We start from the raw sequence: 18,608 nt of genomic DNA, 5'->3' as shown, positions 1-18,608 counted from the left end.
TCTAGTTTGCATTGACACTCATTATCCAAATCGGATCAAAATAGGTGTTGTCTACATTCGAGTAATAAGAAATCAATGCTTCCCTCCAAATACTGTGTTTTTTTAAATACACATACCTGAGTTTGTTCTTAGGATTTAAAAAATAACCGGTTTCAATGCCTTTGTCTTTAAGAATTTTAATAAAACTCTCTACATTTTCCTGTGTAGAAAACACATTGGCAATGATGTAGTAGCCCGGCTCTATCCCTTCTACCGAAAGCTTGCTCATTTTTTTAAGCGTCTCTCTCGGTTTATTTGTTTTTCCGGAATAGAATTCTTTGATATCCTCCTCTGTTTTTAAATTATCACCCTTTTTTTCTTTAGATGTATTGGCAATGGAGTCCGGGCTTTGGTTTTGTAGATTTTTTTCATTTTGTAAGGTGTTTTCGTTTATTATTTCATTACGGAGTTCTAAATCGGGGGTGTTATCAACATGCACGATGTAAACATTTTTCTCTTTACCGGATGCTTTCTTCTTTTCAGATGCATTTGCTGCTTCAGTAAATGTTGGATGCTTTTCTATTTTTACAGTCTTATCGTCTTCTTTTGCATTAATGTCTTTTGATATAACATAGTAGCCATCCGGCGCTTTTTTAAGGTCTTCAAGTGTTTTTGGCACTATGGTTTCCTTACCTGTTGTAAGATTTCTAAGTACTAATGGTGGATTCAGTGCTTTTGCCGCTTTTTCTTTTTTAGCATAATCCAAAAGGTTTTTAACCTTTTCATCAAATTCTGCCTTTTTTATCTTTGCTAAAGAGTCTTCTTTTACTAATGCGTCCAGCAAGTGCATGCTGTCTTCATCAAGATCCATTTTAAGTTTTTCCAGTTCAAGGTTTTTATCAAAATCTCCCTTTTTATCTCCCGGATTTCCTTCTGCTAAAGAGTCTTTTAGTATATCGTTTTTTTCTACTGCCAGAGAATCTTTAAGCGCAATCTTTTTCTCTTTGCTCAGGCTATCTTTTTCTGTTTTATTTTTTTCCTTTAATGCATTTCTGTCTTTAAAAGAAAACACCATCGTGATCTCATGGGTAGGTCCTAAATTAACCAGACCTTCTTTTGTTGTTCTCTCAAATGTATAGCCCAGCGACAGACGTTTAGTTAAGTGAAAGCCCACTCCTACTGCTACACCATAATAATTATCCAAACCTGTCTGCATCCAGCCAAACTTTGGAAAATCTAAAAGAACAGATCCATTTACCCCAAACCCATATTCCTGAGATGTTTTGGCACGCAGGGCTATCCTAAATTCACTATCCTCAAAAAGGTCTTTTCTGTCTACCATTTTGTGTGTATACATTATATGTCCTGAATAAGTTTTATCGGCATAATCTGTCGCCATCTTATTCGACTTAAAATCATAGTCCACAAAGTTTTCGGCATAAAAGCCAAAATCAAACTGTTTGTAGCTTATGTTAAATCCAGGTTTAATACTAAGCAGCGAATTATTTCTCATGGCCATTAATATTGGATCCGGACTTTCTGTGATCACACGGTTTTTGTCTATACCACTATTGTAGTAAGCAAAATTAAATCCCAGTGTTATTGTTAGTGCTTCCCTAATCTTAACGTTATATGAATAATTAGCAATTCCGCCAAAACTGGTAATAACTCCTATGTTTTGCTGATAGATACCAAAACCGAGACCTGCCCTGTCTGTAAACCTGCCGGAATAAGCTAGAAGATAAGCCTTTGGCGAATCGTCATACTGGATCCACTGGTTACGGTGGTACATCGTTATATAGGTATTGTCTTCTCTCACAAATGAAAAAGTTGGGTTTAGTAAAAACCTATTGTATTTTAAATTATTCTGTGCCGGTATGTTATAAGTAAGCACAGGGGCATCCTGCGCATTTACTTGTGTAAAAACGGTGAGTAAAACAATTATAAATAGGGAATAGTAGTTTTTTATCATTCGCTATTTTACAAAAGTTATTGAACCTCTTCGTGTAATCTTATTGTTCTCCATTATCGTGTAATAGTATACCGGACTCTTTAATGAGTACGTAAAATCACTCTTAGGCCAGTCATTGTTATAATGCATAGCTCTAAAAACGATACTGCCATCCGGACCATAAATAACTATTTCTGTCGTTTCATTTAAATATTTAAGAGGTAAAGCCCATTGATCGTTTATGCCGTCATTATTTGGCGTTACCACATTTGGTATAGCCAGCAAACGATTCTCTTTAAGGCCTACCACAAATTGTTTTGTTACTTCACATTCTCCCACAGTTGCTGTAACACTATATGTTCCCGGTTCTGTAATTGTAAAAGAAGGATCAATAGATACCAGTTTTCCGTTAAAAAACCATTCATATTTTTCGGCACCGCTTGCGGTAACGGTTATGCTTGTTCCCTCAGGCAAACTCATTTCAGACTCTACATTTATAACCACCTGGCTCATATCATACGGTACCAGCTCCAGTATGTTAGATGCGATAGTACATCCGTCATAACTCACCTCAAGACGGTAACTGCCTTTATCGGTAACTGTTATTACAGCTCCGGTTTGGGTAATCGCTATACCATCGTGGTACCATACATAAGAATAAGCCTGATTAACAACACTGCTTTTTATTGTTACAGAAGCATTTTCAGAACAAAAAACATCATCTGTAGAAATCGTAACACCGTTAACAAAAGCCATTTTTATAATTACAGCATTAGAGGTTACGATTCCGAAATCAGGAATTGTTATTTGCAGTGTATAAGTGCCGCTTTGGTTAACCTGTAATATTGCAGAAGTTGCTCCGGCTATAATTTCATTCCCTTTGTACCACTGGTAACTGTAATTGAATGAATTACCTAATATGTCTATTAAACCATTTTGGGTAATGGCTTTAAATTCTGTTATGGTAAGAGTCGTTTGGCTGCTGATGCATTCTTCATATCCCTGTGGTGCAATAACCATAGTAAACCCTGTTGGGTAAACCAGTTCAAGCACCAGTTCTTTAACCATAGTACACGCATCATTTTGAGTTACCACTACCTTATAAACACCATCCTGAACCGCCGTTAGTGAAGCTCCGGTCTCTCCGGTTAAAAGTGTATTATTTCGATACCATTCAAAAGAAGGCTGTAAAGCATCTGTTATAACAGTAAGTACCTTGTTACTACCCTGAATTATAATATCAACCAATGGATTTACCGATGTAAGGGTAAAATCAATAGCCATTACCGTTACCGTATTAGAGGTGAACGTACACCCGTCTTTAGTCACTGTAACATAATAACTTCCCGCCTCGGTAACCGCATAATCAGGGTTAACAGCGGCATTTATTTCAACACCTTCTTTAAACCATGTATAGGTATAAGTAGTATCCGTAAAATTATTGCTTATAACGACTTGCGGATTATTGATACACAGATCTCCCGAAGCTGCTATTGTTACCGGACCGATACTTAACTTAACCGTAATAGGATTCGAGAATACTTCCGGATAACCGGGAATGGTTATACCCATTTTATATTCACCGTTTTGAGACGCATTATTAAGTGATAACACTGCCGAAGTTGCTCCTGCAACAGCCACATCATTTTTGTACCATTGGTATATATAACTTGTAACAAGAACATTAATATCCCCCATAACCGTTTGAGCTGTAAACCCGGTTATGTCTAATGTAGCTGTAGTACTTGTACAATCTGCATAACCTGCATTAACGCCTATGTCAACTGTAAATCCGGTAGGATATTCTAATGTAAATACTGTTTCTCCTGTAACACTGCATCCCGTTGTTTGTAAAACCTCAACTTTATATTCACCATCTTCTGTAGCAGTAAGCGAAGCAGATGTTTCTGCTAAAACCACATCATTCCTGTACCATGTATATTGCGGTGCTGCAGCATCTGTAGTTACAGTAAGTATTTTAGTCTGGCCAGGTAAAATAACATCTACCGCAGGATTACTGGTATTTATTGCTATTTGTGCTTGTGTTACCTGAATGGTATTGGACTGTATAGTACAATTACCGCCGGTAACTATAATATAATATTCACCTTCAGCATCAGCAGTCAATACTGGCGAAAAGGCGTTTGCAAGAGGAATATTACCTTTATACCATTGATAAGTATAAATAGTATCCGAAACATCGGCCGATAATAACACCGTTCCTCCCTCACATAAAATAGTAGTACCACTTATGGCAACAGGCTCCAGGCCAAGATCTATTGTTATTACATTTGATGCTATTGGTGCAAAACCGGGAATCGTTACGCCAAGCTTGTAATTGCCATTTTGCAGGGCACTGGTTAATGATAGTATCCCTGATGTTTCTCCCTGAATTGCTATATCATTTTTATACCATTGGTATTGATAGCCCATAGTAGTAACATCTACATTACCACTTGTCGTTAAGGCAACAAAGAACGTTATATCCAGAGTTGCTGTTAAACTGGTACAGGCAGCATAAGTACCCGAGCCAATAATGATCTGGAAAGCATTTGGATAATTTAATGTAAATGTTTTCTCGGCAGTAGCATTACAGCCTACGGTTTGCATTACTACAACTTTATAAATACCGTCTTGGGTAGTACTAAGAGTAGCTGAAGTTTCGGCCAATAGTACATTATTCCTGTACCATGTATACTGCGGTGCAGCAGCATTTGTAGTAACCGTAAATATTTTAGTCTGACCCGGAAGAATAACTGCTACAGCAGGGTTGGTACTGTTAATTGTTATCTGAGCGGTTGTTATATGTATTGTATTAGACTGCTTGGTACAAACTCCTCCTGTTACCACAACATAATAATCACCCTCGGCAGTAGCAGTAAAAGTCGATGCAGCAGCACCGCCAAGAGCTATACCGTTCTTAAACCATTGATAAGTGTAGAGTGGGCCGGTAATACTTGAGGTCAATGTAGATGTACCTCCCGTACACAAAGTAGTACTGCCGCTAATGCTAACGGTTGGCATAGCAAGATTAATGGTTATGGTGTTTGATGTTATCGGCGCAAAACCGGGAATTGTTACACCCAGCCTGTAGTCTCCATTTTGAGACGCATCTGTAATTGATAATACGGCAGAAGTCGCTCCTGTAACAGCCACGTTGTTTTTATACCATTGGTACTGATAGCCCATTGCCGTAACATCAATAGTTCCGTTTGGCGTCAAGGCAAAAAAGCTGGTTATATCAAGCGTTGCAGTAGTACTTGTACACGCAGTATAAGCCGAAGTTGCGGCAACAGTAATTGTAAATCCTGTAGGATAGTTTAGTGTAAATGTTTTCTCGGCAGCAGCGTTACAGCCTGCTGTTTGCAATACCACAACTTTATATTCGCCATCTTGTGCTGTAGTAATTGAAGCAGAAGTTCCTGCTAAAACCCCATTATTCCTGTACCATGTATACTGCGGTGCAGCAGCATCGGTAGTAACGATAAGTGTTTTAGTCTGACCCGGTAAAATAACATCCACAACAGGAGTAACACTATTTATTGTAATTGCCGATATTTGAAGATGAACCGTGTTTGACTGAGCCGTACAACTACCGCTCGTAACTATAAGATAGTAATCTCCCTGAGCATTTGCGGTTAATACCGATGCCGTTTCTCCCGAAATTGCTATACTGTTTTTAAACCATTGGTAGGTATAGTCAGACCCTGTTACCCCAGATGATATCGTTACTGTAGACCCGGCACATAAAGCACTGCTGTTTGTTATTACAACATTTTCTACAGCAAGATTTATAGTAATTGTGTTTGATGTTACAGGTGTAAAATCAGGAATAGTAACCATTAATTTGTAATCCCCGTTTTGAGAAGCATTAGTAATAGGCAACACTGCTGATGTTGCTCCTGCAACAGCCACATTATTTCTATACCATTGGTACTGGTACCCCATTGCGGTAACATCTACATTCCCACTTTGTGTTAAAGCAACAAAATTTGCTATGTTTAGCGTTGCAGTAGTACTCGTACACGAAGTATAAGATCCTGCAGCAATTGTAATATCAAAACCGGTAGGATAATTTAATGTAAATGTTTTCTCGGCAGCAGCATTACAGCCAGATGTTTGCAGCACCTCAACTTTATACACCCCATTTTGTGTAGCTGTAAATGCTGCGGTAGTTTCGGCCTGTAAAATGGTATTGCGGTACCATTTGTATTGTGGCGCAACAGCAGTTGTAGTAACTGTAAGTGTTTTACTTTGACCCGGTAAAATAATATCTATAGCAGGATTTGTACTGCTTACCGTAATTTGAGCCACTGCTATTTGAATGGTATTTGATTGTTTTGTACAGATACCTCCGGTTATTTCAAGATAATAATCTCCCGCTGCATTGGCAGTATAAGATGATGTGACAGCCCCTACAACAGGTGCTCCATTTTTAAACCATTGGTAAGCATATTCGGCAGCAGTAACATCACACGATACTACTACCGTACCTCCTGCACATAAAATGCCGCTGCCCGATATGGTAACAGCAGGCATAGCAAGATTAATCGTTATTATATTAGAGGTTACCGGAGTGAAATCAGGAATAGTAACCATTAACTTATAATCACCATTCTGAGATGCATTAGTAAGTGACAATATTGCCGATGTTGCTCCTGCAACAGCTACATTATTTCTATACCATTGGTACTGGTACCCCATCGCGGTAACATCTACATTTCCGTTTGGCGTTAACGCAACAAAACTTGCTATGTTTAGCGTTGCAATAGTACTGGCACAGGCAGTATAAGCACCGTTTGCAATGCTAATATCAAAACCGGTAGGATAATTTAATGTAAATGTTTTCTCGGCAGCAGCATTACAGCCAGATGTTTGCAGCACCTCAACTTTATACACCCCATTTTGTGTAGCTGTAAATGCCGCGGTACTTTCTGCCTGTAAAATGGTATTGCGGTACCATTTGTATTGTGGGGTAGCTGCAGTTGTAGTAACTGTAAGTGTTTTACTTTGACCCGGTAAAATAATATCTACAGCAGGATTGGTACTGCTTACCGTAATTTGAGCTGGTACTATATGAATCGTATTCGATTGTGTTATACAAACCCCTCCTGTTACCACTACATAATAATCTCCTGCTGCATTTGCAGTATAAGATGATGCGACAGCTCCTGCAACAGCTGCTCCATTTTTAAACCATTGATAAGTATATACTGCATTCGTAATGTCTGATGATAATGATACCGTTCCTCCGGCACATAAAATACTACTGCCCGATATGGTAACAGCAGGCATAGCAAGATTGATCGTTATTATATTAGAGGTTACCGGAGTAAAATCAGGAATAGTGACTCTTAGCTTATAATCACCATTCTGAGCTGCACTGGTAAGTGATAATATCGCCGATGTTGCTCCTGTAACAGCCACATTATTTCTATACCATTGGTATTGATAGCCCATTGCTGTAACATCCACATTTCCGTTTGGCGTTAATGCAGCAAAACTTGTTATGTTTAGTGTAGCAGTAGTACTGGTACAGGCAGTATAAGCACCGTTCGCAATGGTAATATCAAAACCTGTTGGATATTCTAATGTAAATGTTTTCTCGGCAGTAGCATTACAACCCGATGTTTGGGTTACCACTACTTTATATACACCGTTTTGTGTAGCAGTGAGCGTAGATGTACTGGCTGCTAAAAGAATATTATTGCGGTACCACTTATATTGAGGCAAAACGGCATCAGTAGTAACAGTAAGTGTTTTAGTTTGTCCCGGCAGTATAAGGTCTAAAACTGCACTAACACTACTCACATTAATTATTGCTTTATCAATATGTATCGTATTTGATTGATCACTGCAGCTCCCATTGGTTACTATTAAATAATAATCACCTTCAGAATCTGCTCCAAGCGTAGGAGTTGTTATTGCCGAAAGAGCTACTCCATTTTTATACCACTGATAATTATACTCATTACCTGCCATATTCGATGTCAATGCCACTATTGCCCCTTCACAGATCAGGTTAGCTCCCGAAATAACAACATCACCAAAAGACAGTTTTACCTCTATCGCATTTGAAGTGACAACTCCATAATCAGGAATTGTCACTTCAAGTTTATAAAATCCACTTTGAAGTGGATCTGTAATCGATAATTGGGTTGTAGCTGCCCCGGCTAATGGCACATTGTCCTTATACCATTTATAAGAGTAATTATAAGTATTACCTAAGATACTGACTATATTGGAACCGGTAATCGCATCGAACAGATTGATCTCTAGAGTTGCCAACGTACTCACACAGGCCTGATAATCCGGCGTAAGCTGAATTTTAAGATTAAATTGATCCGGATACAAAACAGTAACTGCTGCCTCTTTTGTTATATTACAGGGAGCCGGTTCGTTAACCTCAACCTTATATGTTCCCTTTTGAGTAACATTGTAAGATACTGCTGTTGCCCCAGGAATAATTCCATTATTTCTATACCATTTATAAGTAGGCGATATAGCATCGGTGATAGCATTAATATCGATCTGATCACCCGGAATTAAAATTGTTGTCACAGAAGGATCTATCGCCAGATTAAAATCTACAGCGTCAAGTTCAATCGCGTTGGTTTCAAAAACACAGCCGCCACCTGTAATCTGTAAATGATAAAGCCCCTCCTGGCTTGCAGTATAGTTAGGTGTATTGGCACCTGCAATAACAGCATTATCCCTATACCATACATAAGTATAACCAGCTGTCTGTACACTGCTCGTTAATGTTCTTGTACCCGCAGGGCAAAGTGAAGTACTTGTTGTTGTTAATACCGGAGTTAATACTGCCTGAACGGCAACATTAACATCATTAGAATAAGAGAACATATATTCAGTACATGCACCATATTCAGTATATACATAATATTTACCCGCCTGTGTAACCGTTAACGAAGGACCTGTAGCCCCTGGAATAACAGTAAGATCTTTAAACCATTTATAAGTGAGGGCAGGATAAAATGTAGGAGAGGATGAAGTGCCTGTATTATCGATACTTAGGGTATACGAGTTTCCCTGGCATATCTGGACAGTACCACTATTATTATTTATAGAAAAAGGCTGGTTATGAATTGCGTAGTAAGCAGGAAAAGCAGCACTTACCGGACTTGTTGTAGCGGGTACGGTACTTCTAACTCTAAGTCTGTAACCTGCGCCATAAGCATTTAAAGGCAGAGCAAAAAAAACAGGATCAAATGTTGCTCCTGTACCGGTAAGTGTTTTAACCACTGTAGGAACTGTAAAGCTTCCTGTTGCATTTGATAATTCAACAATAAACGAATTTCCCACACCCGCTTCTTGTGGATTACTTACAGTAAAAGCAAATTCAAAAGAGTTAAATGTTGAAGAGGCACAAGCTTTAGTGAACCTTAAAATTGGCTTTGAAACACTTACTTGTGAATAACCATTGACCAAAAAGATCAACCATATGAAAAAGCTAAATTTTAAATAAAGTATGTAGTTTTTTTTACTCATTTTCTTACAAGGTCATACGGCGACCACAAGCTTTTGCACTCAAAAGTATGTAAACAAATTCTTGTAAAAAACTATATTCGATGAATGCGCATAAAAAAACGACAAATTGAACTTAATATCTATTATAGTATTGAAATGCCTTTATTTACAACTAAATGGCTAATTTTTAACCATATTTTAAATAATTATTCAAAATATAGTTGCTTTATTTAATCAAAAAATTGTCTTAAAATTGATACTTTCTTTACACTCGAAATTTAATTTTAACAGCATAAAAAATTAAGATAATATTAACATTTTAACATTTTTTAAACAGTGTCAGAAAATATTTATATTTCAATTTTATTAGTACTTATTTGAATGAATTTTCCTGTTTTAGAGGCAAAAACAACATTTTTATTAACATATAGATAATATATCCACAAAAAAAGAGTTACAGTTCGTAAGAAAAATATTCCCAGTTTTACCAACAAATTTATACTTCAAAAAGGCTACTCCCGCCCATTTACGCATTTTTTGAACTATAATTATTACATTTTAAAGCAAAATATTTATGAAATGATGTATGCATTTTATCAATAATCTGTTTAAATAAAAGTCAGCATCTTAGTTTATTTTTAACTATTAGGTATTGTAAAATGTTATACATTTGCACCGATGAATAAAAATAAAGCACATAATACCATTATGTCTCGGGCAAACACCACGGTAACTTTCCGGATGGTGCGGTCAATCTAGTACCGCTACGTTTTTGCACGAATATTCATTTTATTTACATTCCCGTTTTGAAAACATTACCTTTTTTATTTGAGGCATCGGTATATTCCGTCTGCACCTCTATAAACACATTTATCTCTTTTTTAAGCCCTTTGCCAATCCGGTCATAAGGTCTGCATATCTTCTATGATCCGGTCCGCCCGGATCACACCTCCGTATATCTACCCTATTGATTTTTATTAATACTAATTACATTTTTAAATGAATGTATCTATTGTGATTGCTCACGAAGAGCATTACAAATATGCGCAGCAAATATGCGACACTATGGAAGCTTCGGCTATAATCAGAGGTACAGGCATTGCTAAAAGAAGCCCCGATTATATTATAAAGAAGATGGAAAGTCGCGACGCCGTTATTGCTATTATAGATGGTAATATGGCAGGATTTTGCTATATAGAAAGCTGGCAGCACGGGAAGTTTGTTGCCAACTCCGGACTCATAGTACACCCAGATTACCGTCATCTTGGCCTTGCAAAACAAATAAAGTCGCGTGTTTTTGACTATTCGCAGGAAAAATTCCCCGGGGCCAAAATATTTGGCATCACCACGGGGCTGGCAGTCATGAAGATAAACAGCGAACTGGGCTATAAACCCGTTCCGTTCTCAGAGCTGACCGGCGATCCTACTTTTTGGAACGGATGCCGTGGCTGTACCAATTTTGATATTCTTGAACGAAAAGAGTACAAAATGTGCCTTTGTACCGGGATGCTCTATGATCCTGCCAAAAAGAAATCCGAAGAAAAATATACGTTTAATCAAAAAGTGCTGGTAAGGCTTAAAAACATAAAGCAGGCACTTTTTCTTAAAAAAGAGAAAACACTATCATGAAAAAAGTAGTTTTAGCATACAGTGGCGGTCTTGACACCTCATACTGCCTTAAATATTTAAAGAACGAACTGGGTTATGAAGTTCATACCCTGCTTATTAACACCGGAGGCTTTACACTTCAGGAACTATCTGATATCGAGAAAAGAGCTTATGAACTTGGGAGTGTCCAGCATACTAATCTTGATATCATCGAGACCTATTATCAAAAAGCCATTAAATATCTTGTATTTGGCAACGTATTAAAAAACAATACCTATCCGCTTTCGGTAAGTGCCGAGAGGGTTTTTCAGGCATTGGAAAGCATTAAATACGCAAAAAAAACAGGAGCCAATGCTATTGCTCATGGCAGTACCGGAGCAGGTAATGACCAGATTAGGTTTGACCTCATCTTCCAGACCATTGCTCCCGAAATAGAGATCATTACCCCTATCCGTGATTTAAAGCTTACCCGTCAGCAAGAGGTGGCTTACCTACAGCAAAACGGTATAGATTACACCTGGGAAAAAGCACAGTATTCCATTAATAAAGGGATATGGGGAGCCAGTGTAGGAGGTAAAGAAACCCTAACGTCAAACGAGCCTTTACCAGAGGAGGCTTATCCTTCTCCCCTGCAAAAAACAACTCCTGAAAAAGTGACACTGCATTTCGAAAAAGGCGAGTTAATCGGACTTAATGATCATTTTGATAAACCTACCGTAAACATTACCAAACTGGAAGAACTCGCATCTGCCTTTGCCATTGGGAGGGATATTCATGTGGGCGATACTATAATAGGTATAAAGGGGAGAGTTGGCTTTGAAGCCGCTGCTCCATTGATCATTATAAAAGCACATCATTTATTAGAGAAGCATGTATTGGGTAAATGGCAGCAGTACTGGAAAGAACAGTTGGGCAACTGGTATGGCATGCTGTTTCATGAAGGGCAGTACCTTGATCCGGTAATGCGTAACATAGAAACATTCCTGGAAGACACCCAAAAAACCGTAACAGGTAAAGTGACTGTAACCCTAAAACCATGCCACTTTTCGCTAGACGGTATTGAATCGGCACACGACCTGATGAATACTAAATTTGGACAGTATGGCGAAATAAACAATGCCTGGACCGCAGACGACGCTAAAGGTTTTATAAAAATTATGGGCAATGCACAAAGCATATATGCCCAGGTAAACGACGAAACGTATGATTAATATAGGTATCATAGGCGGGTCCGGTTATACAGCAGGCGAACTGCTGCGTATACTAATTGCCCATTCGCAGGCAGCGATCAACTTTGTGTACAGCACCACAAATGCAGGTAAACCTGTGGCATCGGTACATCAGGATCTTTATGGTGAGATCGAAATGAATTTTACCGATACTATAAATCCCGCTGTAGATGTAGTATTTCTGTGCCTTGGCCACGGCCAGTCGAAAGCTTTTTTAGCAACTAATACATTTTCGGCGGCTACAAAAATAATAGACTTGGGTAATGATTTCAGGTTAGAAAAAGATGCTGTATATAATAGTAAGTCATTTGTTTACGGATTACCGGAACTGAACAAAGAACACATAAAAACAGCCCAATACATTGCAAACCCGGGATGTTTTGCTACAGCTATACAGCTGGCCATTTTGCCTCTAGCTAAGAACAATCTGCTAACAGATACTGTTCACATAAATGCCACAACGGGTAGTACAGGCGCAGGTGTACAGCCATCAGGTACATCACACCATCCGTGGAGAGCGAATAATATGTCGCACTACAAGGCTTTTGAGCATCAGCATCTGGGAGAAATTACCCAAAGTATTCAGCAATTGCAGCCAACCTTTAGTAAAGACATTTTATTTATTCCTAATAGAGGCGATTTTACAAGAGGCATATTCACAACGTTATATACAAAACTGTCTGCCAATTTTAACGACATAGTAAAATTGTATAAAGACTATTATGCTGCTGAACCTTTTGTAAACATTACAACCGATGCCATAAGCATGAAACTGGCCATCCAGACGAATAAATGTTATATCAGTCTGGAGCAAAAAGGGAGTTACCTACTCATTACATCGGTTATAGATAACCTCGTAAAAGGCGCATCAGGCCAGGCAGTACAAAACATGAACCTGATGTTTAGCCTTGACGAAACAACAGGATTAAAGCTCAAACCTTCAGGATTTTAAGTTTAACCCTAATAATAAGCAAGTTCCTGCAAGGTTTTTAAAATCTTGTAGGTACAATAAAAAAAAGAAGACAATGAATTTATTTGATGTATATCCAATATATAATATAACCCCGGTAAAAGCACTGGGAGCAAAAGTGTGGGACGATAAAGGGCAGGAATATCTTGACTTTTACGGAGGCCACGGAGTCATATCTGCAGGGCATTCACACCCCGCTTATGTAAAAGCCATAAGTGAACAGCTCGCTAAAATAGGGTTCTATTCAAACTCCATTCAAAACCCATTACAAGAAAGTTTAGGAACAAAGCTAACACAGCTTTCCGGTTATCCTGACTACAGCCTTTTCTTATGCAACTCGGGAGCAGAAGCCAATGAGAATGCACTAAAGCTGGCATCATTCCATACCGGAAAAAAGAAAGTGATCGCCTTTAAAAAGAGTTTCCATGGCAGGACATCGGCAGCTGTAGCAGCGACCGATAATCCGTCTATCCTTGCTCCAATAAACGCAGGGCATGAAGTGGTTTTCTTACCTCTTAATGATGTGATTGGTTTTCAAAATGAAATTGAAAAAGGCGATGCCTGTGCCGTAATTATTGAAGGTATTCAGGGTGTAGGCGGACTTAACGAAGGCACTACCCAATTTTTTCAAACCATTGAAAAAGCCTGTAATACCAATAATATTGTACTTATTCTGGACGAGATACAAAGCGGTTATGGGCGTTCAGGAAAATTCTTTGCACATCAGCATCACGGCATCAAACCCGATATTATTTCGATGGCAAAAGGCATGGGTAACGGCTTCCCTATTGGCGGCATTATTATTTCGCCGGCATTTAAAGCAACATACGGTTTACTGGGTACTACTTTTGGTGGTAATCATCTGGCGTGTGCTGCTGCGTTATCCGTACTTGAAATTATAGAGCAGGAAGATTTAATTGCCAATGTAAATGCCATAAACAGCTATTTTAAAGAACTGGCAACACAAATTCCACAGGTAAAAAAGGTAAAAGGACGCGGACTCATGTTAGGACTCGAATTCGACTTTGAGATAAGCGATCTTAGAAAGGCATTGATCTATAAGGAACATATCTTCACCGGCAGTGCCTCACAAAAAAACCTGCTGCGCATCCTCCCTCCATTATCCATAACAAAAGAAGATGTCGATCATTTTTTTGCAGGATTAAAGAAAGCTTTGGAAGTTGTAACTATTGAAACTACTATCTGAGGAACGTTTAATTTTAAAAATATTCGTAATGAAAAAATTCACAACTGTCGATGATATTCAGGATCTGGATGATCTGCTTACATTGGCAAAAAAAATAAAAGCGGCTCCCTTTGCCCACCCCAAAAAAGGAAAGAACAAAACTTTAGGGTTACTCTTTTTCAATCCAAGCCTAAGGACCAGACTGAGTACCCAAAAAGCGGCACTTAATCTTGGAATGAATGCAATTGTAATGAACCTCAACACCGAAGGCTGGACACTGGAATTTGAAGAAGGAATAGTAATGGACGGCAACAGCGTAGAGCACATTAAAGAAGCAGCGCAGGTGGTTTCACAATACTGCGACATCATTGCCATAAGAAGCTTCCCTACCCTGACCGACAAACAAAAAGACGAAGAAGAACATGTTATCTCTGCATTTCTAAAGTATGCTGCGGTACCTGTTATCAGTCTGGAAGGATCGTCAGAACACCCCTTACAGGCAGTCGCCGATGCCTTAACGATAGCCGAATACAAAACCGTGCAACTACCAAAAGTAGTACTTACATGGGCACCGCATCCAAAGGCGTTACCGCATGCAGTTCCAAACTCCTTCGTAAAAATGATGCAACTCGCTAATGTAGATTTTGTGATTACGCATCCCGAAGGTTATGCATTAAATACTGAATTTACAAATGGCGTAACCATAACTCAGGATCAGGATGAAGCTTTTGCCAATGCCGATTTTATCTATGCCAAGAATTGGAGCTCGTACAATGATTATGGTAAAATACTTTCTAAAGACACATCGTGGACAGTAACTACCGAAAAAATGGCACTTACCAACAACGCTAAATTTATGCATTGCCTGCCTGTAAGAAGAAACATGATCGTGACCGATGAAGTACTGGACAGCGACAATTCCATAGTCATTGCGCAAGCTAATAACCGTACGTTTGCCGCTCAGGCAGTACTTACAAAACTACTGGACAATGGAAAATAAATCTCCGCTTACGGTTGTAAAAATAGGAGGCAACATTATAGATGATGCCGCAGCACTGGAAAATTTCCTGAGTGATTTTGCTTCTCTTACCGGACCCAAATTATTGGTGCATGGTGGTGGTAAACTTGCAACGAGAACTGCCGAAAGTTTAGGCATTGTTCCCGTGTTTCATAACGGAAAAAGAATTACCAATGCTCCAATGCTCGAAGTAGCGGTGATGACTTATGCCGGATGGATCAACAAGTTCATTACTGGAAAATTACAGGCACTACAAACTAATGCTATGGGTTTTACAGGAGCAGACGGTAATCTGATCACCTCTGAAAAAAGAAAAGACACAACAATAGATTTTGGATTTGCAGGGGATATAAAAGCCGTGAACACTACTCTATTAAAGCTACTGATCGCACAAGGCATTGTACCTGTATTTTCAGCAATTACCCACGATGGTAACGGGCAGTTATTAAACACCAATGCCGATACCATTGCGAGTGCACTTGCCATTGCATTGAGTAAAACTTTTGATGTGGAACTGCTGTATTGTTTCGAGAAAAAAGGAGTACTGTCTGATATTGAAAATGAAAATTCAGTACTGCCTAAAATCACGTTCGACTCCTATAAAAAGTTAAAGCATAAAGGGGTTATTCATTCCGGTATGCTTCCAAAACTCGATAATTGCTTTGAAGCTTTATCGCAGGGAGTATCACAAATTGGTATAGGAGGACCGGAAATGCTGCAAAAAGACAACAGCATTTTTACTCATATTACATCTTAAACTAAAAATATAACTATGGGCATTACAACCATCCCAATATTAATACAGGAAGCCATTATCCTGCTTAAAAAGCTAATTGAAACACCTTCTTTTTCATCGAAAGAAGACAGAACCGCATTGCTTATTGAAGCATGGTTTACCCACAACAACATTAATTTTAAGCGTGAAAACAATAACATTTGGGCTTTCAACAAACATTTTAATGAAGCACTCCCAACACTGCTCCTTAACTCACATCATGATACGGTAAAACCCAATCAGGGATATACGTTGGATCCGTTTAAAGCAATCGAAAAAGACGGGAAGCTCTTTGGTTTGGGAAGCAATGATGCCGGGGGCTGCCTGGTATCACTTATGGCTGCATTCACTTATTTCTATGAAGTAGATAATCTGCCTTATAATATAGTAATGGTCGCCTCGGCAGAAGAAGAAAGCAGCGGGGTAAATGGACTAAATAGCGTACTGAAGCATCTTCCTCATCTGGATTGTGCTATTGTGGGAGAGCCTACCGAAATGCAGCTAGCCATAGCCGAAAAAGGATTGTTGGTTTTAGATGTAATTGTAGAAGGAACAGCCGGGCATGCGGCACATCCTAACAATAACAATTCTATTATCAATGCGCTTCCGGTTATAGAATGGTTCGGAGATTATAGGTTCGAAAAAGTATCTGATGTTCTGGGTCCGGTTAAAATGACCGTAACCGGAATAAACGCAGGGAAACAGCATAATGTAATCCCGGCCGAATGCCATTTGGTGATCGACATTCGTGTGAACGACTGTTATTCGAATACTGAGATATTAGAAAAGGTAATTGAAAAACTGGGCAATAAAGCAAAGGTAACACCCCGTTCTTTACACCTCAACTCATCATCTATCGCTATAGACCATCCTATCGTAAAAGCGGGAATAGCATTTGGCAGAAGCACCTACGGCTCCCCTACTTTATCTGACCAATCTGTGCTGTATTGCAAATCACTTAAACTAGGCCCGGGCAGTTCACCACGTTCGCATACCGCAGACGAATTTATATACATTAATGAAATTGAAGAAGGAATAGAGCTGTATATTAAAATACTGTCGAAATTTCTGGAACAAGACAATCAAACGGCAGCCGCCAATTTAAAATCTGAATTATGAAACTCTGGGAAAAAGGAATACCTACCGATATAAAAACCGACCTATTTACGGTAGGCAACGATCGTGAACTCGACCTTGTACTGGCAGAATATGATGTAATTGGGTCTATCGCCCATGCAAAAATGCTGGGCAGTACTGATTTACTTACTACTACCGAAGTACAGGATCTTGTAATGGCATTGGAAGATATTTTAGTTGACATTAAAAAAGGGGATTTTATTATAGAACCTGATTTTGAAGATGTACACAGTAAAGTAGAATACCTGCTAATTGAAAAACTGGGCGATACCGGAAAAAAAATACACACTGCCCGTTCCAGAAACGATCAGGTATTAGTAGATGTACACCTGTTTTTAAAAAAAGAGCTGACAACTATAAAACAACAGGTAAAAGAATTATTCGAACTTCTTATTACTATGGCACAACAGCATAAGAATGTACTCTTACCCGGTTATACTCATCTTCAGGTAGCCATGCCTTCATCGTTTGGAATGTGGTTTTCGGCCTATGCCGAAAGTCTTATCGACGATGTTATTATGCTCAACGCCGCCTTAGCGGTAATCGACCAAAATCCGTTAGGATCGGCAGCCGGATATGGCAGTTCATTCCCTATCGATAGAAGCTTTACGACCAAAGAGCTTGGCTTTACAACCTTAAAATACAATTCGGTAGCTGCACAGATGAGCCGTGGTAAAACTGAAAAAACTGCTGCTTTTGCTATGGCATCGGTAGCAGGAACATTGTCTAAACTGGCTATGGATATCTGTTTATATCTCAGCCAGAACTTTAATTTCATTACGCTGCCACAGCACCTCACAACAGGTTCGAGCATTATGCCCCACAAAAAAAACCCGGATATCTTTGAACTGATCCGTGGAAAATGCAACAAGATCCAGGCACTGCCTTATGAGCTTACACTGATAACCAATAACCTGCCAAGCGGATACCATCGTGATCTCCAACTCCTGAAAGAGGGTTTGTTCCCGGCATTGCAAACGCTAAAGTCGTGTTTGGAAATGGCGGTATTTACAATTAAAGAGATTAAGGTGAACCACAACATACTGGACGATAAAAAATACGACTACCTCTTTACAGTAGATGCGCTAAACGAATTAGTAACCAGCGGAATCCCTTTTAGAGATGCCTATAAAATAGTAGGCGAACAGGTAGATAATGGTACTTTTATATCACCAAAGGCAACACAACACACCCATGAAGGCAGTATAAACAATTTGTGCCTTGAAGAAATTACGGCCAAAATGGAACAGCTATTCTAACAAAAAGC

General features: G+C 38.9%; 10 protein-coding genes. 8 read left to right on the top strand and 2 right to left on the bottom strand.

What is annotated here, in order from left to right:
- Window position 1: 1 nt before the first annotated feature.
- Complete coding sequence (locus EPI11_RS00355) at window positions 2–1,951, bottom strand: PorP/SprF family type IX secretion system membrane protein (protein ID WP_128387971.1); 1,950 nt, start codon at window positions 1,949–1,951, stop codon at window positions 2–4.
- 3 nt (window positions 1,952–1,954) lie between these two features.
- Window positions 1,955–9,439, bottom strand: coding sequence for a T9SS type B sorting domain-containing protein (locus EPI11_RS00350; protein WP_128387970.1), 7,485 nt, complete (start codon window positions 9,437–9,439; stop codon window positions 1,955–1,957).
- Between the two features lie 978 nt (window positions 9,440–10,417).
- On the opposite strand from EPI11_RS00350, the gene EPI11_RS00345 reads away from it, so the two are divergent.
- The 8 genes from EPI11_RS00345 to argH all read left to right on the top strand — a co-directional run bounded on the left by EPI11_RS00345 (window position 10,418) and on the right by argH (window position 18,600).
- Window positions 10,418–11,047, top strand: a complete 630-nt coding sequence (locus EPI11_RS00345; RefSeq protein WP_128387969.1) for a GNAT family N-acetyltransferase — start codon at window positions 10,418–10,420, stop codon at window positions 11,045–11,047.
- Window positions 11,044–12,237 carry an argininosuccinate synthase gene (locus EPI11_RS00340; RefSeq protein ID WP_128387968.1) on the top strand — a complete coding sequence of 398 codons (1,194 nt, stop codon included), beginning with the start codon at window positions 11,044–11,046 and terminating at the stop codon, window positions 12,235–12,237. Before EPI11_RS00345 ends, EPI11_RS00340 begins: the two co-directional genes overlap by 4 nt.
- A complete protein-coding gene (gene argC, locus EPI11_RS00335) occupies window positions 12,230–13,207 on the top strand; it encodes an N-acetyl-gamma-glutamyl-phosphate reductase (RefSeq protein ID WP_128387967.1) in 978 nt (325 codons plus the stop codon). The genes EPI11_RS00340 and argC overlap by 8 nt, the downstream gene beginning before the upstream one ends.
- 73 nt (window positions 13,208–13,280) lie before the next feature.
- Entirely contained in the window at window positions 13,281–14,432 is a 1,152-nt protein-coding gene (locus EPI11_RS00330; protein ID WP_128387966.1) for an aspartate aminotransferase family protein, read from the top strand.
- A gap of 28 nt (window positions 14,433–14,460) precedes the next feature.
- Window positions 14,461–15,411, top strand: coding sequence for an N-acetylornithine carbamoyltransferase (locus EPI11_RS00325; protein WP_128387965.1), 951 nt, complete (start codon window positions 14,461–14,463; stop codon window positions 15,409–15,411).
- Window positions 15,401–16,186 carry an acetylglutamate kinase gene (gene argB / locus EPI11_RS00320; RefSeq protein ID WP_128387964.1) on the top strand — a complete coding sequence of 262 codons (786 nt, stop codon included), beginning with the start codon at window positions 15,401–15,403 and terminating at the stop codon, window positions 16,184–16,186. Before EPI11_RS00325 ends, argB begins: the two co-directional genes overlap by 11 nt.
- A 15-nt stretch (window positions 16,187–16,201) precedes the next feature.
- On the top strand, window positions 16,202–17,323 hold the full coding sequence (locus EPI11_RS00315) for a M20 family metallo-hydrolase (protein ID WP_128387963.1): 1,122 nt from the start codon (window positions 16,202–16,204) through the stop codon (window positions 17,321–17,323).
- Window positions 17,320–18,600 carry an argininosuccinate lyase gene (gene argH, locus EPI11_RS00310; protein WP_128387962.1) on the top strand — a complete coding sequence of 427 codons (1,281 nt, stop codon included), beginning with the start codon at window positions 17,320–17,322 and terminating at the stop codon, window positions 18,598–18,600. The genes EPI11_RS00315 and argH overlap by 4 nt, the downstream gene beginning before the upstream one ends.
- Window positions 18,601–18,608 lie beyond the last annotated feature (8 nt).

It is taken from the genome of Flavobacterium cerinum, assembly GCF_004028155.1.
In the GTDB taxonomy this organism is placed as follows: Bacteria; Bacteroidota; Bacteroidia; order Flavobacteriales; family Flavobacteriaceae; genus Flavobacterium; species Flavobacterium cerinum.
The sequence above is the reverse complement of the archived record's forward strand: the minus strand, read 5'-3'. Positions and strand labels throughout refer to the sequence as shown.